Origin of the sequence: Actinoplanes sp. NPDC026670, assembly GCF_040638175.1 — a bacterium.
GTDB lineage: Bacteria > Actinomycetota > Actinomycetes > Mycobacteriales > Micromonosporaceae > Actinoplanes.
The window spans coordinates 166861-191763 of sequence record NZ_JBEZXU010000008.1 but is presented as its reverse complement, the minus strand read 5'-3'; the positions used below and the strand labels follow the sequence as shown (position 1 = coordinate 191763).

The 24903-nt window shown below is 71.8% G+C and carries 22 protein-coding genes; 11 read left to right on the top strand and 11 right to left on the bottom strand.

The features are described from left to right. Positions 1–180 precede the first annotated feature (180 nt). Positions 181–948 carry an SDR family NAD(P)-dependent oxidoreductase gene (locus tag AB0E94_RS10880; RefSeq protein WP_360324991.1) on the bottom strand — a complete coding sequence of 256 codons (768 nt, stop codon included), beginning with the start codon at positions 946–948 and terminating at the stop codon, positions 181–183. A 188-nt stretch (positions 949–1136) separates the two neighbouring features. Here AB0E94_RS10880 and AB0E94_RS10875 point away from each other — a divergent pair, with 188 nt between their 5' ends. Then, a complete protein-coding gene (locus tag AB0E94_RS10875; RefSeq protein WP_360324989.1) occupies positions 1137–1505 on the top strand; it encodes a MerR family transcriptional regulator in 369 nt (122 codons plus the stop codon). A 262-nt stretch (positions 1506–1767) separates the two neighbouring features. Here AB0E94_RS10875 and AB0E94_RS10870 read toward each other — a convergent pair whose 3' ends face one another. Both AB0E94_RS10870 and AB0E94_RS10865 read right to left on the bottom strand, forming a co-directional pair. Next, the gene (locus tag AB0E94_RS10870; RefSeq protein ID WP_360324986.1) at positions 1768–2970 is read right to left on the bottom strand and encodes a hypothetical protein; all 1203 of its coding nucleotides are present in this window, start codon (positions 2968–2970) and stop codon (positions 1768–1770) included. 234 nt (positions 2971–3204) lie between these two features. Continuing rightward, positions 3205–4071, bottom strand: a complete 867-nt coding sequence (locus AB0E94_RS10865) for an alpha/beta hydrolase (RefSeq protein WP_360324983.1) — start codon at positions 4069–4071, stop codon at positions 3205–3207. A 172-nt stretch (positions 4072–4243) separates the two neighbouring features. Here AB0E94_RS10865 and AB0E94_RS10860 point away from each other — a divergent pair, with 172 nt between their 5' ends. Then, entirely contained in the window at positions 4244–7027 is a 2784-nt protein-coding gene (locus tag AB0E94_RS10860) for a LuxR C-terminal-related transcriptional regulator (protein ID WP_360324980.1), read from the top strand. Between the two features lie 22 nt (positions 7028–7049). Here AB0E94_RS10860 and AB0E94_RS10855 read toward each other — a convergent pair whose 3' ends face one another. The 4 genes from AB0E94_RS10855 to AB0E94_RS10840 form a co-directional block, all read right to left on the bottom strand. Next, positions 7050–7454 carry a hypothetical protein gene (locus AB0E94_RS10855; RefSeq protein ID WP_360324978.1) on the bottom strand — a complete coding sequence of 135 codons (405 nt, stop codon included), beginning with the start codon at positions 7452–7454 and terminating at the stop codon, positions 7050–7052. 148 nt (positions 7455–7602) lie between these two features. Beyond that, positions 7603–8175, bottom strand: coding sequence for a histidine phosphatase family protein (locus AB0E94_RS10850; protein ID WP_360324975.1), 573 nt, complete (start codon positions 8173–8175; stop codon positions 7603–7605). Between the two features lie 16 nt (positions 8176–8191). Then, the gene (locus tag AB0E94_RS10845; protein WP_360324972.1) at positions 8192–8473 is read right to left on the bottom strand and encodes a hypothetical protein; all 282 of its coding nucleotides are present in this window, start codon (positions 8471–8473) and stop codon (positions 8192–8194) included. 155 nt (positions 8474–8628) lie between these two features. Then, the gene (locus AB0E94_RS10840) at positions 8629–10527 is read right to left on the bottom strand and encodes an NAD-binding protein (protein ID WP_360324970.1); all 1899 of its coding nucleotides are present in this window, start codon (positions 10525–10527) and stop codon (positions 8629–8631) included. A 101-nt stretch (positions 10528–10628) separates the two neighbouring features. Here AB0E94_RS10840 and AB0E94_RS10835 point away from each other — a divergent pair, with 101 nt between their 5' ends. The 4 genes from AB0E94_RS10835 to AB0E94_RS10820 all read left to right on the top strand — a co-directional run bounded on the left by AB0E94_RS10835 (position 10629) and on the right by AB0E94_RS10820 (position 13557). Next, on the top strand, positions 10629–11489 hold the full coding sequence (locus AB0E94_RS10835) for a universal stress protein (protein ID WP_360324967.1): 861 nt from the start codon (positions 10629–10631) through the stop codon (positions 11487–11489). 78 nt (positions 11490–11567) lie between these two features. Continuing rightward, the gene (locus AB0E94_RS10830; protein ID WP_360324964.1) at positions 11568–12152 is read left to right on the top strand and encodes a universal stress protein; all 585 of its coding nucleotides are present in this window, start codon (positions 11568–11570) and stop codon (positions 12150–12152) included. Positions 12153–12387: 235 nt separating this feature from the next. After that, positions 12388–12912 carry a hypothetical protein gene (locus AB0E94_RS10825; protein WP_360325123.1) on the top strand — a complete coding sequence of 175 codons (525 nt, stop codon included), beginning with the start codon at positions 12388–12390 and terminating at the stop codon, positions 12910–12912. 135 nt (positions 12913–13047) lie between these two features. Next, the gene (locus tag AB0E94_RS10820; protein WP_360324961.1) at positions 13048–13557 is read left to right on the top strand and encodes a deaminase; all 510 of its coding nucleotides are present in this window, start codon (positions 13048–13050) and stop codon (positions 13555–13557) included. 57 nt (positions 13558–13614) lie between these two features. Here AB0E94_RS10820 and AB0E94_RS10815 read toward each other — a convergent pair whose 3' ends face one another. The 3 genes from AB0E94_RS10815 to AB0E94_RS10805 all read right to left on the bottom strand — a co-directional run bounded on the left by AB0E94_RS10815 (position 13615) and on the right by AB0E94_RS10805 (position 16926). Beyond that, positions 13615–14619, bottom strand: coding sequence for a hypothetical protein (locus AB0E94_RS10815; protein WP_360324958.1), 1005 nt, complete (start codon positions 14617–14619; stop codon positions 13615–13617). Next, the gene (locus AB0E94_RS10810; protein WP_360324955.1) at positions 14613–14933 is read right to left on the bottom strand and encodes a helix-turn-helix transcriptional regulator; all 321 of its coding nucleotides are present in this window, start codon (positions 14931–14933) and stop codon (positions 14613–14615) included. The genes AB0E94_RS10815 and AB0E94_RS10810 overlap by 7 nt, the downstream gene beginning before the upstream one ends. A gap of 64 nt (positions 14934–14997) precedes the next feature. Further along, the gene (locus tag AB0E94_RS10805; RefSeq protein ID WP_360324952.1) at positions 14998–16926 is read right to left on the bottom strand and encodes a glycosyltransferase family A protein; all 1929 of its coding nucleotides are present in this window, start codon (positions 16924–16926) and stop codon (positions 14998–15000) included. 263 nt (positions 16927–17189) lie between these two features. Between AB0E94_RS10805 and AB0E94_RS10800 the strand changes: the two genes are divergently transcribed. The 4 genes from AB0E94_RS10800 (at position 17190) to AB0E94_RS10785 (ending at position 21590) form a co-directional block, all read left to right on the top strand. Further along, positions 17190–18608 (top strand): bifunctional cytidylyltransferase/SDR family oxidoreductase, encoded by a 1419-nt coding sequence (locus tag AB0E94_RS10800; protein ID WP_360324950.1) that lies wholly within the window; start codon positions 17190–17192, stop codon positions 18606–18608. Between the two features lie 14 nt (positions 18609–18622). Then, positions 18623–20590: a hypothetical protein gene (locus tag AB0E94_RS10795; RefSeq protein ID WP_360324947.1), complete on the top strand. Its 1968-nt coding sequence runs from the start codon at positions 18623–18625 to the stop codon at positions 20588–20590. An 80-nt stretch (positions 20591–20670) separates the two neighbouring features. Further along, positions 20671–20952 (top strand): hypothetical protein, encoded by a 282-nt coding sequence (locus tag AB0E94_RS10790; RefSeq protein WP_360324945.1) that lies wholly within the window; start codon positions 20671–20673, stop codon positions 20950–20952. Beyond that, on the top strand, positions 20952–21590 hold the full coding sequence (locus AB0E94_RS10785; protein WP_360324942.1) for a DUF4157 domain-containing protein: 639 nt from the start codon (positions 20952–20954) through the stop codon (positions 21588–21590). The genes AB0E94_RS10790 and AB0E94_RS10785 overlap by 1 nt, the downstream gene beginning before the upstream one ends. A gap of 47 nt (positions 21591–21637) precedes the next feature. On the opposite strand, the gene AB0E94_RS10780 is transcribed toward AB0E94_RS10785, so the two are convergent. Further along, complete coding sequence (locus AB0E94_RS10780) at positions 21638–22228, bottom strand: DUF1707 domain-containing protein (RefSeq protein WP_360324940.1); 591 nt, start codon at positions 22226–22228, stop codon at positions 21638–21640. A 177-nt stretch (positions 22229–22405) separates the two neighbouring features. Here AB0E94_RS10780 and AB0E94_RS10775 point away from each other — a divergent pair, with 177 nt between their 5' ends. Then, complete coding sequence (locus AB0E94_RS10775) at positions 22406–24892, top strand: DUF3516 domain-containing protein (protein ID WP_360324938.1); 2487 nt, start codon at positions 22406–22408, stop codon at positions 24890–24892. Positions 24893–24903 lie beyond the last annotated feature (11 nt).

Sequence of the window (24903 nt, the reverse complement as noted above, 5' to 3'; positions counted from 1 at the left end):
CGCGCCACGGGCAACCGATTTCAGCGTCGCACCGCAAGCAACCAGCTTCGGTGCCGCGCGCGGGCAACCAGCTTCGGTGCCGCGCCACGGGCAACCGATTTCAGCGTCGCACCGCAAGCAACCAGCTTCGGTGCCGCGCGCGGGCAACCAGCTTCGGTGCCGCGCCACGGGCAACCGGTTTCAGGGCTGCGCCGCGGCGGCCCGGGCGAAGAATCGGCCGAGCATGCGGGCCGCCGTCCGGGTCGGCAGGAGGCGCCCGAACACGAACGCCTGCGCGGCGTAGAGACGGCCGTCGACGACCGCTGCGGGGGTACGCCCGCGCAGCGCCGCCATCACTGTGCCGGCCACCTGGTCCGGGCGTCGTTTCCCGCGGAAGTGTCCGGGATTCATCGGCGTCTCGACCGCGCCGGGGCTCACCGCCACCACCCGAACCCCGGTGCCTTCGGTCTCGATTGCGAGCGCCCTGGTGAACGACAGCACGAAGGCTTTCGAAGCCGCATAAGCGGCATTCCACGGCGCCGGGGTGTACGCCGCGGTGCTCGCGATGTTGATCACGGCGCCGCGGCCGCGGGCGAGCATCGCGGGCAGGAACCGGGCCGTCGTCTCGGCCAGGGCGGTGGCGTTGACCTCGACGGTCTCCCGGATCAGGCCGGGCCCGGTGGTCGCCACCGTGCCGACGTGGGCGACGCCAGCGTTGTTGATCAGCACGTCGACCTCGAGGCCGGCGACCCGTGCGGCCAGTTCGGCGGGTGCGTCCGGCCGGGACAGGTCGAGCGGCACGGTCAGCACGTCGATCCCGTGTTCGGCCCGGAGCCGGTGGGCGGTGTCGTCGAGGCGGGCGCCGTCCCGGCCGACCAGGATCAGGTTCCGTCCGTCGGCCGCCATCCGCGTGGCGATGGCCAGTCCGATGCCGGTTCCGGCGCCGGTGATCAGTGCGTGGTTGCTCATGCCGGCAACGCTAAACTTTGACGCTGACGTCAATGTCAAGCCAAGACGTCAACCCAGGACGTCAACCCGAGACGTCAAGTCAAGACGTCAACCCAAGATGTCAACCCGAGACGTCAAGTCAAGACGTCAACCCAAGATGTCAACCCAAGACGTCAAGTCAACACGTCAACGTCGAGCCGAGGAGCAGCATGCGGATCGGGGAGCTCGCGAAGGCCGCCGGGGTCAGCGCCCGGGCGCTGCGCTACTACGAGGAGCAGGGCCTGCTGGCCGCCGAGCGGCGTGGCAACGGCTACCGGGAGTATGGCGATCAGGCGGTCGGTCAGGTCGCCTTCATCCAGGACCTGTACAGCGCGGGCCTGCCGTCCGAGGTGATCCGGGAGATCCTGCCGTGTGCCGGGGAGGCCGGGCCGACCGGCGACTGCGCCGCCCTGATGGCCAAGGTTCAGGAGGTCCGCGACCGGCTGGCCCGCCAGGAGCAGCAGGTCGCCCAGCGCCGCGAGATGCTGGACCGCTATCTGTCCGGGGTGGCGGCTCCGGCGGGTTTCCCGACCGCATAGCAACGCCGAGCCGCCGGACCGGCCCGTCGAAACAAAAGGCCGAAACCGCCGGAACAAAGCGGTCGAAGCCGCCAGTACAAAGAGGTCGAAACCGCCGGAAGAAAGGTCGAAACCGCCGGTACAAATAGGTCAAAGCCGCCGGAAGAAAGGGTCGAAACCGCCGGTACAAAAAGGTCGAAGCCGCCGGAACAAGAGGCCGAAGCCGCCGGTACAAAGAGGCCGAATACCCGGGAACCACAGCGGCAAGGCACCCGGGCAAACGTCAGCGGACGCCCAGGTCGGCCAGCAGGCGGGTGACGGCCCGGGCGGGCAGCGCCGGGTTGGCCGCGGCGGCCTCGGCGGTGACCGGGTCGCCGAGCAGTTCCAGCAGGCGTTCCCGGGGCAGCCGAGGATCAGCGGCCATCGCCGAGCGAACAACGTCCGAAGGATCCCGGCTGAGCGTGTCGATCAGTTCCGGCGGGGCGGCGGGATCCAGCGCGACCAGGGCGCGGGCGGCCGGCGCTGGATCGGCGGCGAGCCGGGCCAGGCCGGTACGCGGAAACGCCGGATGCCACAGCAGTTCCTCGTCCCCGCCGGCGAGGTAGGTGTCCAGCACCAGATCCCCCGGAGCGTGCGCCTGGTGGGCGCAGAGCAGCGCCCGCACGTCGGGATCCGGGTCGGCGGTGAGCACGGCGAGCAGGTCGGCCGGCAGGTCCGGATGGCACGCGGCGGCACGACGCAGGGCCGGGTGCCCCGATCGCACGCACCTGTCGAGTTCGGCCGGCCCGCAGGCGAGCACCCATTCCAGCGGCGGTGTGACGTCGGGCGGGTAGTCGATGGCGGCGCGCTGGGCCTCGGTGAGCTCGGGCCGGGTGGAGACGGCCAGGCGGACCCGGGGCGACGGGTCGGCGGCGAGCGCGGCGACCCATTCGGCGGGCAGGGCCGGGTCGGCTGCGGCGCGTTCGCGGTCCCAGTCGGAGCCGCCGGAGGCGAACAGGACGGCCTGGTCACGGCCCATCGTGGCGGGTTCGCAGGGTTTGCGGTCGAGCAGGGCACGGGCCGCGTCGGCGATGGCGGTGTGCTGGTCGCGGGCGAGCAGCGCCACCACGTCCCGGGGTGTGCCGGGCAGGTAGACGAGCAGGTCACGGACCAGGGGCTCGGGGTGCTCGGCGAACCGGCGGTACACCCAGTCGGGCAGCGGGCCGGCCCAACGCACCGGCGGCCCTTCGAGAACCGCCTGAAGGACCCGGATGCTCAGGTCCCCGGCCAGCCGGGCGCGCTGGTCGCCGGTCGCGCCGGGGCTCTGGGCGAGCGCTTCCCGTACCTCCGGGTCGGGGTGTGCGGCAAGGCTGTCGAACGCCTCGTCGGACCATGCGCGCCGGGCGGTGAGGTCCCACCGGCTGACCCGGTCGTCGCCGGCCAGCCGCAGCAGGGCGGCAGCCGGAAGGGCCGGGTTGCGAGCCAGGCCGCGCAGGGGGTGGGACACGAGGAGGAACGATACGGCTCTTCGGTCCGGCTATCCACGCGCTGTCGCGGGAGCGACCGAAATGGATCCGCGCGGGCGACCGACGGCCGCCGGCGCGGCAAGGCGGCCGCCGTCGTGGGAAGGCGGCCGCCGTCGTGGGAAGGCGGCCGCCGGAAACGGCCGCCCGGCAAAGGCTCTCACCGCTGCCGACGAGGTCGTGAGACAGCGGTGAGAGCCGGCCCGGGGTGAACGGGGTCAGCTCAACGGGCAGGTGCTGCGGTAGTCCGAGATCGCGGAGCTGCTCGGGCCGGGGCAGATGAACTGGTCGTAGCGGGTGTCGTTGTCGACGAACCGCTTCAGCCAGGCCACCGCCTGCACCGCGGTCGGGGTGTTGGTGGACTGCGGGAAGAAGTGGCTGGCGTTGTTGAGCTCCAGGTACGACTTCTCCGCCGACGCCGGGATGCTGTTGTAGAACGGGATGGAGTGCGAGGAGACGGACGCGATGGTGTCGCTCTCGCCGCCGACGATCAGGGTCGGGACCTGGAGCTCCGACCAGGTCTTGTCGGCGTTCCACGGGGCCAGCGGGACGGCCGCTTGCAGGGACGGCCGGTCGCTGGCGGCTTCGAGGCTCCCGCCGCCGCCCATCGAGTGCCCGGCCACCGCGAGCCGGCTGGCGTCGATGCGGGTTCGCACCGAGCTGCGCTGGGTCAGGTAGTCGAGGGCGGCCAGCAGCTGGGTGCCGCGGGACGCGGGCTGGTCGAGGGTGCTGTTGGTCTCGATGCCGATGACCACGAAGCCGTGCGAGGCGAGCCGCGGGCCGAGCCAGGAGATGCTCGACCAGTAGGCGGTGTATCCGGGCGAGATGGCGATCGCGCCGAACGTGCCGTCGGCGGTGGTGGTCGGGTAGTAGATCTCGCCGCCGCCGAACCCGGAGACCGACAGGCTGGACACCGAGGTCTGGCTGACCGCGTACGGTCCGCGGGACGCCTGCAGGGCGGCGAGGGTGGGCGCGGGGCCCCGCTCGTACGGGTTGGCGGCGGCCTGGGCGGCCACGGCGGTGCCGGTGCTGAGGGTGATGGCGGTGGCCGCGACGGCCAGCCAGCGAAGTGCTCGGGATGTCACGCCGACTCTCCTAACCTGGGGGGTTGCATCGACGGACGTCAGTCTTGGCAGGGTGACAACAGGCGCGCATCGGTGAAATCGCCTGCGTTGTGTCATCGCGCGGCAACATCCCGGAAATTTCATTTGCCGTAACGCTGTTCCGTTCCGGCCATCGGCACGGCAAACTCGCCGCATGATTGATGCACCGGCAGTGCAGATACTTGGCCGGGCCGACGCGCTGGCCGACATCGGCCGCCTGACCTCGGCGGCCGCGGCCGGGCACGGTGGTGTCCTGGTGATCTCGGCGGGTCCCGGCGAGGGCCGGACCGCGCTGCTGCACGCCGTCGCCGCATCGGCCCACGACTGGACGGTGCTCACCGCCGCCGGCTTCGACGACGAGCGCGATCTGCCGTACGCAAGCCTGCAAACCCTGCTCACCCCGCTGCGGGACCGGATCGCCGACCTGGCTCCGGCGACGCGCGAAGCGCTGTCGCGCGCCTTCGGCGGCGAACCCGGCGATCCACTCGCGGCAGGCCTCGCCTCGCTGTCCTTTTTTCGTACGGCTACCCGCACCCGACCGGTGCTGTGCCTGATCGACGACGCCCACCTGCTCGATCCGCACTCGTGGCGGGCCGTCCTGTTCGCCGCCCGCCGGATCGGCACGGAACGGATCGCGATCGTGGTGAGCGTCCCGGCCGGCGCCGAACCGTCCGGCTTCCCGGTGCACCGGCTCGCCCCGCTCGGCCCGGCCGCCGCCCGCCGGTTGCTCGCCGGGCACGCCCCCGACCTGGCCGAGGACGTCGCCGGCACCCTCGCCGAGATCGCCGCCGGGCACCCGGGCGCCCTGATCGACCTGGTCCGCGCGCTGACCCCGGAACAGCGCCGTGGCTACGCTCCCCCGCCGGAGACGCTGCCCGCCGACAGTCCGCTGCGCCGCCGCCTCGCCGCCGAACTGGACTCCCTCCCGCCCCGCACCCGCGAGCTGCTGCTGCTCGCCGCCGCGGCCCCCGACGCCGCCCCCGACACGCTGCTCGCCGCGGCCGCCGCCCTACGAGCCGCGGGCCGGGACAGCAGCGCGACGAACAGCAACGCGACGAGTGGCGACGGGCCGGGCAGCAGCGCGACAACCGGCGACTCGCCGGGCGGGACGGACGGGCTCGCCGACTTCGCGCCCGCCGAGAAGAGGGCGCTGGTCACGGTCACGGCCGCGGGTGTCCGCTTCCGCGGGCCACTGATGCGCGGGGTCGCGTACGCGGAGATGCCTGTCGCCCGCCGACGGGCCGCCCACGCCGCGCTGGCCGCCGTGCTGGAGGGACGCGGCGCCCGCCTGCCCGCGCTGCTGCATCGTGCCGCGGCAACCACCGGCCCCGACGCGGACCTGGCGAAAGACCTGGCCGGCGCTGCGCGGTCGGCGGACCCGGCGGTCGCCGCGGAGGCCGGACGCTATGCCGCGGCCCTCTGCCCGACCCCGGCCGAGAAGGCCGGCCTGTTGCTGTCGGCGGCCCGTTCGGCCTGGCTGGCGGGCCGCCCGCACCAGGCCGGACAGCTGATCCGGCGGATCCCCGCGGCGGGTGGCGCGGCCCGGGTCCGGGCTCGTGGACTGACCGCCGAGATGAGCCTGCCGGAGGGCCGCCCCGGCGCCCGCGACGTGCTCCTGGACGTGGCCGCCGAGCTGGCCGAATCCGATCCGGGCACGGCCCTGGAAGCCCTCGCCCTGGCCGGTGAGGCGGCCTGCCGGTCCGGTGAGCAGAGCCGTTATGCGGCGCTGGCCCGGCGGGTGGCGGCCGGCTGGCGTGGTGACGAGCCGCCGCCGGTGGCGCTGGCGTTCCATCACGTGGCCGGGCTGGCCTGTATCGCCGACGGTGACGAGGCGGCCGCGTTCGTCAGGTTGCGGCAGGCCGTGGCGCTGGCCGACCGGGTCGCCGAGCCGGGCCCGCTGCTGCGTGCCGCGACCGCCGGCATCCTGATCGGCGACGCCCGCCGGGCCGGCGCGCTGGCCGGCCGGGCCGCGGTCCTGGCCCGGGAGGCGGGGGCGTCGGTGCTGGTCCCGCAGGCGCTGGAGCTGGCGGCGCTGGCCGGGATGGCGGCCGGCGACTATCCGGCCGCGAACGAGGCCGCGATGGACGGCGCGGCGGTGGCCCGCGGCACCGGGCAGCCGGTGCTGGCCGGCGCGCATCTCGCGGTGCTGGCGGTACTCGCCGCGCTGGTCGGTGACCGGGACACCGCGCTGGCCCGGATCGCGTCGGTGCCGGAGGGCCCGTCCCGGCCGCTGTGCGAATGGGCGCTGGCGCTGCTCGACATGGTCGACGGCCGCTGCCCGGCCGCCGCCGAACGCCTGCTCGCGGTGGTGTCCGCGCCGCCCGGCCCGGGTTCGGCGCTGCTGCGGGTGGCGGTGGTGCCGCATCTGCTGGAGACCGCGGCGCAGGCCGGGGTACAGGCCGCGGTGGAGCCGGTGGCGACCGCTTTCGACAGGTGGGCCGGCCGCACCGGCCAGCCGAACTGGCTGGCGCTGCGCGACCGCTGCCGGGCGCTGCGCGCCGACGACGGAGAATCCGCGGCGGGTCATTTCGAGACGGCGCTGCGGCACGAGGGCGAGGCGGGTTTCCCGCGGGCACACACCGAGCTGCTGTACGGCCGATCGCTGCGCCGCCGTCGCCGGAACGTGGAGGCCCGCACCCATCTGCGCCGGGCCGCCGAGACGTTCCAGCTGCTGGACGCCGCCCCGTGGGCCGAGCAGAGCGTTCGTGAGCTGCGGGCCGCCGGGGAACGGGTGGAGACTCCGCCACCGGCCGGTCCGGCGCTGACCGCCCAGCAGGAGCGGATCGCGTCGCTGGTCGCCGGTGGCGCCACCAACCGTGAGGTGGCCCAGGAGATGCACCTGAGCCCGCGCACGGTCGACCATCACCTGCGCAACGTCTTCGCCCGCCTGGGCGTACGCTCCCGGACCGAGATGGCCCGGCTGTTGACCGCCCGCTAGGCCTGGACAGGTCGTCGTTGTCTCAGGCCTGGGAGAGGTCCAGGCTCGCCCAGCGCTCGGTCAGCTGACGGCGGCGGCAGGCGACCAGGTGGCCGGCCAGGATGCCGGGGTGGCCGCCGCGCACGCACACGTCGGCGCCCGCGGTCAGGACGCCGGAGACCAGCTCGGCGGCGGCCCAGTCGTCGATCAGGGCGATCACCCGGGTGGCCCGCGGCAGGACGGCGCGAGCCAGCCGCACGTCGTGCACGGTGGCGCCGCTGAGCACCACGAGCTCGCCGGGCTCGATCGCGTCCAGGCCGTCGACCAGGCGCATCCGCCAGCCGTGCGGCAGATGCTGGGGCAGGGCGGCGACCCGGCTGCGGTGCCCGAGGACGGCGACGGTCGGCTGCGCGGCGGGGGCGATGTCGTGTTCGATCTGCACAAGCATGGTGGTCTCTCCTAGCCGGGTTCCCTCGTGTGACCTCCACGATTCGCCTCGTGCCTGTGCGTCACCATGTGCGCTTGCTGTGTGTTGGTTGTCAGCCGTAGCCACTCTGAGCTGGGCTTTCAGGCGTGCCCAAATCCGGCCCGCGTTTTCAGGTGTGCGCGTTCCAGCTGGCGAGCACCGGGTCGCGGTCGTGCTCGAAGCCGAGCGCGGAATAGGTGGCGGTGTCCAGCCTGAGCAGCCCGCCGCCGGCCGGGGGCAGGCCGATCCAGCGTGCGCCGGCCACCCGCAGGCAGTGCCCGTGCCCGATCAGGGCCACGTCACCGCTGGTCAGCAGGTCCCGGGCGCGGTTCAGGACCCGGTCGAGGCGTTCGCCGACCTGTTCCGGGGATTCGCCGCCGGGGCAGCCGTCGGTCCACAGCGACCAGCCGGGCCGCCGCTCGTGGATCTCCCGGGTGGTGATGCCCTCGTACTCGCCGTAGTTCCATTCGGCCAGGTCCTCGGTCACCTCGGTCACGGTGAGCCCGGCCAGCCCGGCGGTGCGCAGCGCCCGCTGCCGCGGGCTGGCGATGACGGCGGCGAACGCACGCCCGGCGATCCGCTCACCGGCGGCGCGGGCCTGGCGTTCCCCCTCCGAGGTCAACGGCAGGTCGGTGTACGACGTATGCCTGCCGTTGGCGCTCCACTCGGTCTGCCCGTGCCGGATCAGCACGATCTCCGCCATCGTCGCCCCTCACTCCTCAGGAGTGAGCATCATCCCAGGGAACGTTCATCGGATGGCGTTCCTCGTCGCGCGCCGCGATCTGCTCCTGGGCGCGCAGGTATTGCGAGCGGGTGATCTCGCCGGCGATCAGCTGGGCGGTGAGGACACCCTCCAGACTGCTCGGGGCGGTCGGCTCGGCGTGCCCGGTCTCCGTCGCCGTCGCGGCCTGGTCCGGATCGGCCCGCTCGTCGCGGGACGGCCAGAAGGCCAGCGCGGCAGCGGCGATCAGGCCCAGTGTCGCCACCAGCAGGACCACCATTCGGCACCACCACCCCTCCTGTGACATCTTGGTCACTCACCGCAATGATCGGCAGGCAAAGCCCGAAAGATCCCGTTCGACACACCCGGTGGAACCACAGAGGAATGACTATCGGCCGGTGCTGTGTCCCGCCTGTCGATCAGCCGTCAGCCGCCTCAGTCCTCGGCCAGCACGATGATCTTGTCCTTCGGGCCGTACACCCGTTTCTCCGACTTGTCCGGGTTCACCGTCACGCCGTACCCCCGCGTCTTGTCCTGGGAATGCGCGGCCAGACTGAAACCGATCGCCGTCTCACCGCGCCGGCGTGCCGCTTCGAGCACGGTGTAGAAGTCGACCGTGGCGCCCGGCGCCACGTAGCGCGCCGCCTCGCGCAGGTAGATCTCGCTGCCGGCGCTCGAGAACAGGCGCTGGAACACGTCGGCGAGCTGGGCGTTCTCCGAGATCTGGGACAGCATCAGGCTGATCAGCTTGTCGCTGACGATGAAGTCGTCGGCCCGGGCCACCTCGGCCAGCTCCCGGTTGCGGTCGTCGAGCATCTCGCTGACCACGTTGAGCCGGACCCCCGCCTCGTCGGCCAGGTCACGCAGGTGCAGCAGGGTGATCAGCGACTTCGCGTCGGCCCGCTGCGGGTCCAGGTGGTCCTTGTCGGCGAGCACGATGATGTGCGGATAGTCCTGGACCTTCAGATCCTCCAGGACGGTACGGCTGGCGACATCGCCCGGAGTGTGGGTGACCGTCATGTTCTCGTACGACCGCAGCGCCGGCACCGCCGCGTCGGTGACCACCGTGACCGACGAGCCGGGCTCCATGTACTCGTCGAGCTCGGCCAGGATCGTGTGCAGGCTCTTGTTGTAGCCGAGCACCAGTGCCCGTTCCGGCTGGGCGGGCACCGGCCCGGCGACCCCGACCGCGCTCGTGTCGGGCGTCCCGGGCGCGCTGACCGCCACCGTGCTGTCGTCCTCGGCGATGACGATGAGCTGGTCACCGGCCCGGTACACGTGGTCGGCGGGCGGGTTCAACAGCACCTCGTCGCCGGCGACGAACCCGATGACCGACGAACGCCGGAAGGCGAGCTGCGTCTCGAAGTAGGTCTTGCCCTCCAGCGACGGCTGCTCGGTGAAGTAGATCTCGTCGCCGTCGAAGTCGAGCAGCTCGGTGTAGACCACGCTCAGGCCGCTCTGCCGGCTGGTCTGCACGGTGATCCGGCTGATCAGGTCCTCGGTGAGCACCCAGTTCGCCTCGTCCCGGCCGACCAGCCGCGCCGCCTCCAGGTTTCCGGGCTGCTGGATCTCGCCGACGATGTGGTACTTGCCGGTCTTGCGGCGCGGGTTGTTGGTCAGCGCGAGCGCCGTCTTGATCACCACCGAGTCGGGGTCGGCGCCGTCCTCCGGGGCCACGATGATCACGCTGCGGGCGCTGTGCGGGTTGCCCACCTCGAGGTCGGTCAGATCCATCGGGTTGCCGCTGCGCACGATGATCTTGGTCTTGCCGCGCCGGGACACCTTGGCCCGCAGCTCGTCCTCCATCTCCACCTTGTCGCCGTCGGCCAGGATCACGATCGCCGACCGGGACCGCGACTCGTTGGCGATGCAGATCTCGCTCACGATCGGGACGACCTTGGAGCTCCAGCCGAGGATCAGGGTGTGCTCGCTCTCCAGCACCTTCGACCGGCCCTTGCGCAGCTCCTCGACCCGGGCGTCGAACGCGCTGGAGATGATGCTGATCAGGCTGGCCACCAGGATGACGCCGCCGATGGTCACCACCAGCATCGCGGCCCGGTAGCCGGTGCCCTGGTCGCCGCCCATGGTGCCGCTGTCCAGGGTGCGCATGAGGCTGTTCCACATCGCCTCGCCGAACGAGTAGTGCTCCTCACCGGGCGGGTAGAAGTACGTCCCGGCGTACGCGACGACGAGCGACACGACGGCGATGAAGGCCAGGCTGGCCAGCGCGAGCAGCCCGACGAGCGCGACCAGACCGCGGGACATGACGCCGTCGAACCAGTAGCGGAGCCGCTCCTTGGTGGTGATCCTCTCCATGGCCTGCTCATCGGTCATCACCGGAGAACCCTTAAGTCCCGCAGTGACGGGTCCGCACGCCCTGCCCGGCGCCCCATCGACAGGCGTGGAATCAAGGTAGAGCGGACCGAGGAGGAGCCATGCGGACCGGAACCATCGTCGTCGCCACCGACGGCACCGAATCGAGCAGAGCGGCCGTCCGGTGGGCGGCCCGGGAGGCGGACCGGCGCGCCGCCACACTGCGGGTCACCCACGTCCTGGACTGGGAGTGGGCCGAGACCCGGTACGAGTTCGGCGCCGGCCGGTTCGGTGCGGCGCGCAAGGCCGCCGAGGGCATCGCCCGGGGCGGGGTGGCGCTGGCCCGCGAGACCGTCCCGGACCTGCCGGCCGAGATCGACGTGCTGGTCGGCAACCCCACAGCCCGGCTGCTGGCCGAGGCCGGCGACGCGGACCTGCTGGTGCTCGGCAGCCGGGGCCGGGGCGGGTTCGCCAGCCTGCTGCTCGGCTCGGTCAGTCAACGGGTCGCCGTCCACGCGAAGTGCCCGGTCGTGGTGGTCCGCGGCCGCGGCGACGTCACCGAGGGGCCGGTGGCCGTCGGGTTCGACGAGTCCCCCACCGCCGAACGGGTGCTGGAGACCGCCTTCGAGCAGGCCGTCGCCCGCCGGACCGGGCTCGCCGTGATCCGCACGTACCTGCCGGCGCTGCCGGTCTACGTGGCCGGGTTCACCGCGGTCGACGTCACCACCCCGGAACAGGACGCCGTCGAGCGCCTGCGCTTCGAGGAGCAGCTCGCCCTGTGGCGGGAGAAGTACCCGCACGTCGCCGTCGAGGCGCTGCTCTCGCACGACAGCCCGGCCGCGGTGCTGTCCGGTGTCTCGCACCGCGCGCAGCTGGTCGTCGTCGGCAGCCACGGTCACGGAACGCTGGCCGGCACACTGCTCGGCTCGACCGGCCTGCAACTGCTGCACCACGCCGACTGCCCGGTCCTGCTGAACCGCTGACCCCCCGTTCAACTCCGGCTGGCCGTCCGCGAACCGGCCTATAGTGGGGCGAAAAGCACCAGCCACGGGGAGGCAGTGATGAGCACCGGTCATCTGATCGTCGTGGGCGTCGACGGCTCCGAAGGCGGCCGCCGCGCCCTGGACTGGGCGGCCACCGAGGCCGCCGCCCGTGGAGGCGCGGTCCGGGCGGTGATCGCCTGGTCGTGGAACGGCCTCGACTACTCCCCGCTCGCGGCCTCGACCTACAACCCGGCCTACGAGCCGGCCGCCGGCCTCGGCACGGTTCTCGGCCCGACCCGCGGCCCGACCCGCGGCCCGACCCGCGGCCCGACCCGCGGCCCGGCTCTCGGCCCGGCTCTCGGCCCGGTTCTCGGCCCCGCCGAGGAGGATGCGCTCGCCAGGCAGGTGGTGACCGCCGAGATCGACGCCCTGATCCAGCGCCGCGGCTCCCACCTGCCGATCACCGGCGAGGCGATCGAGGGCAGTCCCGCCGAGGTGCTGACCGGGGCCGCGCGGGCCGCGGACCTGCTGGTGCTCGGCAGTCACGGGCACAGCCGGGTCCGGCACACCGTGCTCGGCTCGGTCAGTGAGGCCTGCATCCGCAAGGCGGCCTGCCCGGTCGTGGTCATCCCGGCGCCGGTCCGCGAGCACGCCACTGTCTGACGGTGGGGCGCTCGCCGCTGTCTGAACACGCCCAGACAGCGGTGAGCGCCCCACCTGCCGTTGGTCCCGAAACGGGCGGGACCTTCGCGGGACCAGGACAGGGTCTTCGGCACGGGCGTCGATGTCTGCACCGGAGCAGAGTCAGAGGTGAAGACATCGTCTGGAGGAGGACCAGATGGCCACCACCGCCCGCCACAACATCGCCCAGCTCGAACAGGTCGAGGCGCCCGGCTCGATGATCACCCACACTGCCGCCCGGGTGCTGGCGGCGCTGCGGATCACCACCGGCTTCGTCTTTCTCTGGGCTTTTCTCGACAAGACATTCGGATTCGGGTACGCGACCCCGGCCGCCAAAGCGTGGATCAACGGCGGATCGCCGACCAAGGGATTCCTCAGCGGAGTCGCCGTCGGACCGTTCGAGAGCTTCTTCCACAACATCGCCGGCGCCGCCTGGGCCGACTGGCTGTTCATGCTGGGCCTGCTCGGGGTCGGCGTCGCGCTGATCCTCGGCATCGGCCTGCGGATCGCCGCGGTCGCCGCCGGCCTGATGATGGCCTTCATGTGGGCCGCCGAATGGCCGCTCGCCCAGGAGACCAGCGCCGGCGAGGCCACCCGGTCGAGCAACCCGCTCGTCGACTACCACGTCGTGTACGGCCTCACCGCCGCCGTGCTCGCCCTGACCTACGCGGGACACACCTGGGGCCTGGGCCGCTGGTGGGCCAAGCTCCCGCTGGTCCAGAAGAACCGCTGGCTCATCTGAACGAGCCGCTCCGCGAAGCCCGGCCGGGACGTCCCGGCCGGGCTTCCGTCTCGTGACAGCACGGGCGGATGACGCCTTTCGTTTCGTGACAGCACGGGCGGATGACGCCTTTCGTTTCGTGACAGCATGGGCCGGATGACACCTGAGGAACTGGTGGGGCTGGCCCTGGAGGCCGCCGAGGACGGTCTGCGGGCCGGCGAGATGCCGATCGGCGCGGTCGTCGTGACGGGCGGTTCGGTGATCGGCCGGGGCTTCACGTCGGAACGGTCCCGCGGCCGCCGCCTGGTGCACGCCGACCTGCTGGCGATGATCGAGGCCGACAAGCGTCTCGGCTGGACCCGCCGGGAGCAGCCGCTGCTGCTCGGCATCACGATGGAGCCGTGCCTGATGTGCCTGGGCACCGCCCTGTCCCTGGGGGTGTCCGAGATCTACTACGGCCTGGCCGCCCCTGACGACGGCGCGGCCGGCATCCCGGCCGTCTGGCAGCCCGGCACCCAGGACGGCATCTTCTTCCCGCTCCCGTCGCTGACCGGCGGCATCCGCCTGCCCGAGTGCCGTGACCAGTTCCGCCGCTACGCGGCCCTGACCACGAAGCCCCACCTGCGCCGCTACGCCGAGGCGATGGCCGGCCCCACCGAAAGCTAGGAACTACGCGCCGCTCAGGAGTTCCTCTCAGGCCGGACGCTCCATGAAGCCCCTGGCCTACTGGTGCTGGACGATCTGGGGCCAGCGGTTCAGGACGGCGACGACGGCGATCGCGATGGCGGCCGTTCCCGCTGCCCAGGGGAGCAGGAGCGAGTCCTCGGCGAGGTAGAGCAGTTGCAGGAAGAACGCGTCGCCACTGGTCCAGCCGAACTCCCGGTAGAGGAAGGCGCCGGTCTCCCACAGCAGGATGAGGAACGCGGTGGGCCAGGCGAACAGGCTGCTCAGCTGGCCCGCGATGGTTCCCTCCGGGGCACGCCGGCCGGCCCATCCGACCAGCAGCCAGCCGAGCAGCGCGCCCACGGCTGCCCCGGCCGCGGCGACCCATCCCATCCAGGGCGGAACGGCCCGCGTCACGACGAGGGAGGCACCCTGAGGGCTGTACATCAACACCAGACCGTCACGTTCCATCCGGATGTCGGCGCCGGACATCGAGTCGGGGTACAGATGCGGGACGGTCTGCCAGCCGGCGGCGTCCAGCCGTTGCGCCACGCCCGGGACCTCGGCATCCGCCTTGTCAACGGAGTAGATGACACCCACGTACACGCTGCGGTCGTCGGGTTTCCCGGCCCAGAATGCCGCGGTGTCCGCGCTGACCACCGGCCGTCCCGGGAACGCCGTGCGGGTCAGCTCGGCCGCCTCCGCGCCGGAGGGCAGCGGGCGGGCGTGCTCCCAGCCGATCCGGGTCGCCCCGGCCGCGCCGAACATCGCGCCGAGCACCGCGACGACGACGGCCAGCGCGACCACGCCGGACGTCCCCGGCCGGCCGAGCCCGGCTCGCAGACCGGCCGGCGACCACCAGGCCGGCCGTCCGGCCCGGACGGCCGCCCGCAGCTCGGGCAGGGTCCACGCGGCCGACGACAGGTAGCGCACCCGTTGGCGCGGGGACAGTTCGAGCAGGTCGGCGGACCATTCGGCGCGCTGGCGGTCGCGGAAGCCGGCCGGGAGGAGCCGGGCCAGCGCCGCCACGGCGATCCGCGACACGGCCGGCAGCCGGGTCACCATGCAAGCTTCCGCGCGCCGGTACGGGCACTGCGTCGTTTCTCGGCTGCGGCGAGCGCCTCGCGGGCGGCCGTGACCCCGTCCGCGGTGAGCCGGTAGTACCGGCGCCGGGGCCGGCCCTCGATGTGCACGTCGACGTCGTCCGCCCGGCTGGCCAGCCATCCGACGGTCTCGAAGGCGACGAGGATCGGATAGATCGTGCCCGGTTCCAGGCCGGCTTCCCGGGCGAGGCTGAGCCCGTACCGTTCCTCGTCGGGTCGTTCGAGGAGGACGCGCAAGGCCAGCAGGCGCGGCGTCGTCATGCGCAGCGAAGTCACGCCCGGAACCCTAGGACCTATTTCCAGTTCTGCATAGGGATAGTCGTACGACAATCGCGTCCGTCTACCGCAGCGCCGCCCTGATCCTGCGCAGCACCCGGCGTACCAGCGGAGCCCGCCGTCCGGGCCGGGCGCCACCGGGCCGGGTGGTGTCGTCGGCGGACTGCACCACCATGGCGCCCCACTCGCTGATCCGCAGGGTCAGCCGCAGGCTGGTGGGGGCACGTTCGCCGGCGTCCGCGCCCAGCGTGACCGCGATCCGGTACCGGCCCGGCGGGACCACCCGCCCGGTGAGCAGCGCCGTCAGGACACATCCGCCGGCCGTGGGCTCGACCGTGGCGTCGAAGTCGAACGGCGTGCGGGCCGCCGGCCGGGTGAGCCGGAGCCGTCCGGTGGTGGCGGTGTCGACGTGGACCGGAAGCGACACGGTGATCCGGCCGGGCGCCGCCGTCACCTGCTCGGGCCGGACGTCGAGCAGGTCGTACCCGAGGCGGCCGGTGCTCTGCCGTACGTCCATCGACAGGTTCTGGTGCGGATCGGTCCAGTAGGGCAGGACACTCAGCCCGTCGACGACGCCGAGCCGGCGGCCGGCTTCGGCTTCGGGGCCGCGCAGTGCGCCGAGCCGGGCCTCCCGGTTCCAGCCGCTGAGCCGGTACCTGACAAAGACATCCCAGATGCCGTCGCCGATCCGGGCGCCGCCGGCAGCCGTACGCGGATCGATGCGGGCTTCGGCACGCAGCCGCAACCGGACCGCTGACGGGTCCGCCGTGGTGACCTGTTCCGGTTCGAAGGTCACCGGCTGGTAGAACTCGGCGGCGGTGGCCCGCTCCCGGACGACCAGGTCCACCTTCGCCTCCTCGAACCGGGCGGCGATGCGCTCCGGGACCGGCGGCGCCAGGCTGAGCCCGGTCGCATCCTGGCGGAACGTCAGGTGCCCGGCCCCCGAGGCGTACTCGACGGTGAAACCGACCCGCAGGACGCCGTTGTCCCAGGACAGCCGCCGCAGGTCGCCGACCGGTTTGAGGCCCGCCTCCCAGGCCGCGAGTTCTTCGAGGTCGCCGAGCCGGCCGGCGACGAGCAGGTCGGCGACGGCCCGCTGGAGGGGTGCGAGCCCGGCGGCCACCCCCGGCGCGAACCGCTCGGTGACGCCCCGCATCTCGCGGAACATCTCCCGCCGGTACTCCTGTTCCATCGCCAGCAGCCGACGTCCGCGCAGCCGTTCCACGATCTCGTTGCGCAGCCAGCGGCGGTGCAGCCGGTCCCGCAGCGGGCCCGGGTCGGTCCAGGTGTCCACCACGTCCAGCGCCTCCCGCAGGTCGCCGAAGTAGCCCACCGGCTCGATCGGCCGGAAGCCGGCGTTCCCGGCGTCGTCGCGCCGGACGTGGTAATAGCAGACGTAGTCGCTGAGCACGGCGATGTTCCCGGCCCGGAGGTAGGCCTCGGCGACGAAGACGTGGTCCTCTAGGCGGCGGCGTCCCTCGCGGAAGCGCAGGCCGGTCCGGTCGAGGAACTCGCGGCGCAGCATCTTGTGCGGGGTCAGGCTGTCGATGAGCGGCGCGTCGCGGACCGTGGCGCGGGGCCGGTTCTCCCGGAAGAGTTCCAGCGGCACCGGCCGGCCCTTGCCCGCCATCTTGCCGACGACCATGTCGGCGTCGTGGGCGACGCCGTAGGAGTACATCCGTTGCAGGGCCTCCGGGCCGAGGTAGTCGTCGTTGTCGACGAACATGACGTACTCGCCGGTGGTGGCGTCGATGCCGACGTTGCGGGGCCGGCCGGACCAGCCGGAGGGTTCCTGGTGGATCACCCGTACGTTCGCGTGCTCCGCGGCGAGCCGGTCGAGCCGGGCCGGGGTCTCGTCGGTCGAGCCGTCGTCGACGAAACAGATCTCGTACTCGCCGGACGGCAGGCTCTGGCCGACGAGTGAATTGATGCAATCCTCGATGTACGGCCCCGGGTTGTAGACCGGGACGACCACGCTGACCTTCAATGACACTGGCGTTTTCCATTTCGCCGCCGTTTTTCGGACGCTCACTCTAACCACATTTCCGGCAGGCGGCGCCGCGCCCACAGCACACTCATCCGTATTGCACAGCATCTACCTAGGTGGGCCGGGAAAGGCCTGATCACACTGCTGTCGCACAGCTTCCGGAAAGGCATTTCACAAGATCATGAGCGCGTTGTTTCCAGCCGTTCATGCTGTTAACGTCGCCCGGCATCCGAGCAATCCGGCGTCAAGTGAAAGAAAGTGCAATGCCGATGAATGACATGTTGCCGGCGGTCGCGATAGTCCTCGCAGGCGGTGTCGGTGAGCGCCTCGGGCTGCAGATTCCCAAGCAGCTCGTGAAGATCGCCGGCCGGCCGGTGATCGAGCACACTCTCGCCGCGTTCGAGAAGTCCCCCGTCATCGACAGCGTGCTGGTCCTGATGACGTCGGATCACCTGGGCGAGGTCGAGGCGATCGTCGCGCGGGGCGGCTTCACGAAGGTCACCGGCGTGATCGCCGGCGGCCGGACCCGCAGCGAGACGACCCGCCGGGCGATCGAGGCGATGGGCGGCGCCGAATGCAAAATGATCATTCATGACGCCGTCCGGCCGCTGGTGTCGCAGCGGATCATCGCCGACTGCGTGAGCGCCCTCGACCGGTTCGAGGCGATCGACGTGGCCACCCCCTCGGCGGACACCATCATCGCGGTCGACGAGGTCGACGGCGCGGAGATCATCACCGACATCCCGCCACGGAGCCGGCTGCGGCGCGGTCAGACGCCCCAGGGGTTCCTGCTCTCGACGCTGCGCAAGGCCTACGAGCGGGCGGCGGCCGACCCGGGTTTCGCCGCCACCGACGACTGCGGCGTCGTCCGGCGCTACCTGCCGGACGTACCGATCCACGTGATCCCCGGCGACGAGAACAACCTGAAGATCACCCACCCGATCGACATCCACCTCGCCGACAAGCTCTTCCAGCTCAACTCCAACGCGCCGGCGGTCGAGACCTCCGACGAGTTCCGGTCCCGGATGCTCGGCGGCCGTACGGTGGTGGTCTTCGGCGGCAGCTACGGCATCGGCAAGGCCACCGGCGACCTCGCCGCGGCCGCCGGCGCCACGGTCCTGTCGTTCAGCCGCTCGACCACCGGCACCCATGTCGAGAACCCCGAGGACGTCGCCGCGGCCCTGCGCCGGGCACACGCCCGGACCGGCCGGATCGACTACGTGGTCAACACCGCCGGGGTGCTGCGGATCGGCGAGCTGACCGACGCCGAGGACACCGTCATCGAGGAGGCGCTGCGGGTCAACTATCTGGCGCCGGTGTACATCGCCCGGGCGTCCGCCGGCTACCTCGCCGAGACCCGCGGGTCACTGCTGCTCTACACCTCCAGCTCCTACACCCGGGGCCGGGCCGGCTACAGCCTCTACTCCTCGACCAAGGCGGCCACCGTCAACCTGACCCAGGCACTGGCCGACGAGTGGTCCGACCGCGGCATCCGGGTCAACTGCATCAACCCGGAACGCACCGGCACCCCGATGCGGCGGCAGGCGTTCGGCGACGAGCCGCCCGCGTCGATGCTGACCGCCGAGGAGGTGGCCGGCACCTCGGTGGACGTCATGATCTCCGACTGGACCGGCCACATCGTGGACGTCCGGCGCGCGGCGCCCGCGGCCACCCCGTCGGCCGCGTGAGGAAGCAGACGACCGTGAAGTTTCTCTGGCCGGCCCTGTTCGGCGTCTCCTGCACCACCCTGTACGCCGCCGCGTTGCTGAACCGTCCCGTCGTGTTCCTGATCAGCCTGGCGGCCGTGGTGGTCGTCGAACGCTGGGGCGTCAAACGCACGGCGCTGGCCGCCGTGATGCGGCGCGCCCAGCTCAGTTCGGTGACCCGGTCACTGATCCGGGACGCCGCGATCCTGGTGATGATCGCCCACGGCGCCGGGCACGACGCCGTCACGGCGGCCGTGGTGACGATCGGGCTGCTCGGCCTGTACTGGCTGCGTGCGGTGGTCAACGTGGTCCTGCGCCAGGTCGCCGACCTGCGCCAGCTGCCCCACCCGACCCGGAACCTGGATCTGTCCCGGCTGGGCATCCCGGACGCGCCGCCGGCCTGGCTGACCGTCCGGGCGCCGGCCTGGCTGCTGCACCTGGGCCTGCCGGTGGCGGTCGGCGCGGTGATCGACGCGCTGGCCGGGACCGGCTGGGCCGTCGTCGCCGGTTTCGCGGTCGCCGCGCTGTTCCTGTTGTCGGTGCTCGCCGCCGCGTTGCTGGAGCAGCGGCGCAACCGGGTGCTGGCCGACAGCGACGTGCTGCGTGCCGAGGCGCTCGACAGGTTGCGGGACTACCGGCCCGAGGTGCTGCTCTACTTCAGCCTGAACGAGGCCGGCGGCACCACCTACCAGGTGGACTCCTGGCTGGCCGTGCTGGCCGGGTTGCGGCACCGGCCGGCGATCCTGGTCCGCGAGCGCCGGCACGTCACCCGGATCGCGCCGACCCATCTGCCGATCATCTGCGTGCCGCGTGGCCCGGACGTGATGGATCTGGACCTGCCCGATCTCAAGGCGGTCCTGTACGTGGGCAACACCGGCAACAACATCCAGATGCTGCGCACCAACGGGATCCGGCACGTCTTCGTCGGTCACGGCGACAGCGACAAGGTGGCCAGCACGAACCCGTTCAGCCGGGTCTACGACGAGGTGTGGGTCGCCGGCCGGGCGGGCCGCGACCGGTACCGGCGCGCCGGCGGGGCGGTCGCCGACTCGTCGATCGTGGAGGTCGGCCGGCCGCAGCTCGCCGCGGTGGAGCCGCCGCGCCCGGATCGGCGGATCTTCACCGTGCTCTACGCGCCGACGTGGGAGGGCTGGAGCGACGACCTGGCCCTCAGCTCCGTGCCGCGGACCGGCGTCACCATCGTCAAGACCCTGCTCGCGCTGTCGCCGGACGTGCGGATCATCTACAAACCCCACCCGCTGACCGGCTATCAGGATCCGGTCACCGCCCGGGTGAACCAGCAGATCATCAGGTTGCTCGACGAGGCGAACCGGCGCCGCGCCGCTGACCCGGCCTGGGCCGCGGCGATCAGCGCCGACGCCGGGGCACGTACGGCGGCCACCGCCCGGCTGGCCGAGATCGACCGGATCGTCGCCGAGCTGGGCGGTCCGGGCGCCCGCGACGACGCCCAGGCGGCCCGGGACGACGGCGCGCCCGATCCGGGCCGGCACGCCCGGCTGCTCGACGCGGAGCGGGAACGGCAGCAGGTCACCTGGCAGGCCGGCGGATGGTGGGCCCACCGCACGGTGACCGGGCCACGACCCGACCTCTACTCGTGCTTCAACGAGGCGGACATGATGATCGCCGACATCTCCGCGGTCGTCTCCGACTTCGTCGCCAGCGGCAAGCCGTACGTCGTCACGAACGTCAACGACCAGGACGAAACCGCCTTCCGGGCGGCGCAGACGGTGGCCGGCGGCGCCTATCTGCTGGGCTCGCGGGCCACCGGCCTGGCCGAGCTGGTGCAGGCCCTGCGGCAGCCGGAGCCGGCCGACCCGATGGCCGATTCCCGGGCGGACCTGCGGCACTACCTGCTCGGCCCGGCCGCGCCGGACCCGATGGACAGGTTCAACGACGCGCTGGACGCGGTGATCACCAAGCCGTACCCCTACCCGGTGTCGTGAACATATTTCCCTGCGTCATTGAACCGATCCAAGGCGGCGCGGGTACACCCGGGCATCCGTCCTGGGGAGGAGTTAGACCGATGACCGATCGACTGCACGTCGACCCGGTGTCGCTCGAAGGGATCGCCGACCAGTTGCGGCGTTCCGGCGGCACCCTGCGGGCCGCCGGCGCCGGCGGGCCGGGCACACCCGACGCCGGCGCCGACACCCCGATCTTCGAGGATCTGATCACCCGCCTGGTGCAGGACGCGACTGCGCTCGCCGGCGGCCTCGACGAGGCCGCGGACCGGGTTCTGATGGCCAATCAGGCGTACGCCGACGAGGACCTCGCCAACGCCCGGAACATCTCGGGGAGCCGATGATGCCGATCGACACCCGTCTCGACGGCAACCCCGCGACGCTCTACGCCGGTTCCCAGTACCTGCGTGGCCGGCTCGGTTTCGAGGTGGACGGCGCCGGCGCCACGCTGCGGGCGGCCGGCGACGAGGCCCGGCACGGCTGGCTGGGTTCGGCCGGCGCCGCGTTCAGCACCAGGATGACCGCGGCCGCGGTGCGGTCCGACGCGCTACGGGCCGAGATCGACGCGACGGCGCTGACCATGTCGCAGTACGCCGACATGCTGACCGGCGCGCAGACCACGATGCTGGTCGCCCGGCAGATGGCGTCGGCGCAGGGCCTGATCGTGGCCGGGACGATGATCCTCGACCCGTACTCGCCGGATCCGGTGATCCACCAGCAGCAGCGCCTGGCCTACACGCTGGCCCTGCAGCAGGTCTCGCAGGCGCGCACGATGATGATGACCGCCCGCTCGATCGCGCAGGCCCGGCAGTCGGTGGCGCAGGCCCGGCCGCCGATCCAGCCCGGTGACGTGGTCGGCGGCACCGGCAGCGCCGCGGTGATCAGGTCGGACGACATCCATTTCGCGCCGGAGAAACCCGCCCCGGAGACGGTCGCGCACGAGCTGACCCACGTCGTGCAGCAGCGCGGCGCCCAGCAGTGACCGCCGGCGCCGCGGTCTTGTGGAGTTCGGCGGGATCGCGAAAGGGGTTACAGGCCGAGGTTGTCGGCTATCCATTCGCGGACGCCGTCGCCAGGGCGGCGTGACTTCACCTCGACGCTGCTGAACCAGGCGTTCACCCGTACCCGGATGATGGGTGTTCCGGGAAGTCGCGGCACCGCCGCGAGCCGCAGCTCCTCGGAGCTGAGGGCGCTGGTGCCGGAGAGCTCGACCTCGACGCCTTCCGGCACGATCACCTTGATCTCGCCGAAGAGGCAGGTGCCCTCGATCTCGATCTCGTCCTCGCCGGTGATGACGTCACGCAGGTCGAGGTGCGTCTGCCCGAAGAGGGTGAAGGTGCTGAGACGGCCGGATCGCAGCCGCCATCGGCCGCGGCGTTTACGCTGGCTGAGGACGGTGACGACCTTCTCGACGGTACGGGCGGCGCCGACCACCGGAGTCGGCGCGAGCCCTTCGGTGACCCGGGCCAGCTCGACATCGGTGGAGGCGGCCCAGGCGGCGCCGACGCGGACACTGAACTCCTCGAGGGTGATCCGTCCGTCGCCGCACGCGCGCTGCAACAGCTCGGCCACCCGCTCGCGGTCGCCGTCGGAGATCGGCGCCGGCACTGGAAGCACCACGCCGGTGACGCTACAACCCGGCGGCAACCGTGATCGCAACCGTGACCGGGCAGAGTGCGCCCCATGCGAAAACTGGGAGCAGCCGTCGCCGTGGTCGCGTCGATCCTGGGTGTGGCCGGAAGTATCGCCGGTCCCCTGTACGCCGCGTTCGGGGCGAGCTGACACACTTGACCGATCATGACGCTGACCGATCGCCTCCCGGGCTCCAACGACCCCGACGCAGTCTTCGACGCCTTTCAATCGTGGGTGGCGGAGCAGGGCCTGACCCTGTATTCGCACCAGGAGGAGGCGCTGATCGAGATCGCGACCGGCGCGAACGTCATCCTGAACACCCCGACCGGCTCGGGTAAGAGCCTGGTCGCGACCGGCGCGCACTTCGCGGCGCTGGCCGACAACCGCACGACTTTCTACACCGCGCCGATCAAGGCGCTGGTGAGTGAGAAGTTCTTCGCCCTGTGCGCGGTCTTCGGCGCACAGAACGTGGGCATGCTGACCGGTGACGCCAGTGTCAACGCGGACGCGCCGATCATCTGCTGCACCGCGGAGATCCTGGCCAATCTGGCGTTGCGTGAGGGCGCGGACGCCGACGTCGGCCAGGTCGTGATGGACGAGTTCCACTTCTACGCCGAGCCGGACCGGGGCTGGGCGTGGCAGGTGCCGCTGATCGAGCTGCCGCAGGCGCAGTTCATCCTGATGTCGGCCACGCTCGGCGACACCACCCGGTTCAAGGACGATCTGACCCGGCGGACCGGGCGGGAGACCGCCGTCGTCGCCAACGCGGAGCGGCCGGTGCCGCTGATCTTCGAGTATGCGATGACGCCGCTGCACGAGACGATCGAGGAGCTGCTGTCCACCAGGCAGTCGCCGGTCTACATCGTGCACTTCACCCAGATGGCGGCGCTGGAGCGGGCGCAGTCGCTGATGAGCATCAACATGTGCACCCGCGAGGAGAAGGACAAGATCGCGGCGGCGATCGGCAACTTCCGGTTCACCGCCGGTTTCGGGCGGACGTTGTCGCGGCTGGTCCGGCACGGCATCGGCGTGCACCACGCGGGCATGCTGCCGAAATACCGCCGGCTGGTGGAGACGCTCGCGCAGGCCGGCCTGCTCAAGGTCATCTGTGGTACGGACACGCTCGGCGTCGGCATCAACGTGCCGATCCGCACGGTGCTGTTCACCGGCCTGTCGAAGTACGACGGGGTGAAGACGCGGCTGCTCAAGGCCCGTGAGTTCCACCAGATCGCGGGCCGGGCCGGGCGGGCCGGCTACGACACCATCGGCACCGTGATCATCCAGGCGCCGGAGCACGTGATCGACAACGAGCGGGCCCTGGCGAAAGCCGGCGACGACCCGAAGAAGCGCCGCAAGGTGGTGCGCAAGAAACCGCCGGAGGGGCAGATCGGCTGGGGCCGGCCCACGTTCGACCGGCTGGTCGAGGCCGAGCCGGAGCCGTTGACGTCGTCGTTCCAGGTGTCGCACGCGATGCTGCTGAACGTGATGAACCGGGGCGGCGACCCGTACCCCGCCTTGAAGCATCTGCTGACCGAGAACCACGAGGAGCGGCCCGCCCAGCGCCGGCACATCCGCCGGGCGGTCGGCATCGCGCGGGCGCTGATCGCGGGTGGCGTCATCGAACGTACCGAGGAGGGGATCTACCGGCTCGTCGAGGACCTGCAGCTGGACTTCGCGCTGAACCAGGCGCTGTCGCCGTTCGCCCTGGCCTGCCTGGAACTGCTCGACAAGGAGTCGCCGGAGTATCCGCTGGATGTGGTCTCGGTGATCGAGTCGACCCTGGAGGATCCCCGGCAGATCGTCTCCGAGCAGCGTAAGAAGGCTCGCGGCGAGGCGGTCAACGCGATGAAGGCCGAGGGCATCGAGTACGAGGAGCGCATGCAGCTCCTGGAGGACGTGACCTGGCCGCAGCCGTTGAAGGAGCTGCTCGACGCGGCGTACGAGACGTACCGGCGGGGGCACCCGTGGGTCGCCGACTACGAGCTGAAGCCCAAGTCGGTGGTCCGTGACATGTACGAGCGGGCCATGACGTTCACCGAATACGTGTCGTTCTACGGCCTGTCCCGCTCCGAGGGCCTGGTGCTGCGGTACCTGGCCGACGCGTACCGGGCGCTGCGGCAGACGGTGCCCGAGGACGCCCGTACCGAGGAGCTGACCGACCTGATCGAGTGGCTCGGTGAGCTGGTCCGCCAGGTCGACTCCAGCCTGCTCGACGAGTGGTCGCGCCTGCAGAACCCGGACGCTCCGGTGGAGGAGGTCCGCATCGACGACAAGCCGCCGGCGGTCACCCGTAACGCCCGCGCCTTCCGGGTGCTGGTGCGCAACGCCATGTTCCGGCGGGTGGAGCTGGCCGCGCTGCGCCGCTGGGATCTGCTCGGCGAGATGGACGCGGAGCACGGCTGGACGTCGGAGCGCTGGCAGAAGGCCATTCAGGACTACTTCGAGGAGTACGACACGCTGGGCACCGGCCCGGCGGCGCGCGGGCCGGCGTTCCTGGACATCGAGCAGGGCGCCACCCAGTGGATCGTCCGGCAGGTCTTCGAGGATCCGGAAGGCGACCACGACTGGGGCATCGACGCCGTCGTCGACCTGGCCGAGTCCGACGAGGCCGGCACCGCCGCGATCACGGTCACCGCCGTCGGCCCGCACTGACAGCGCCGCGG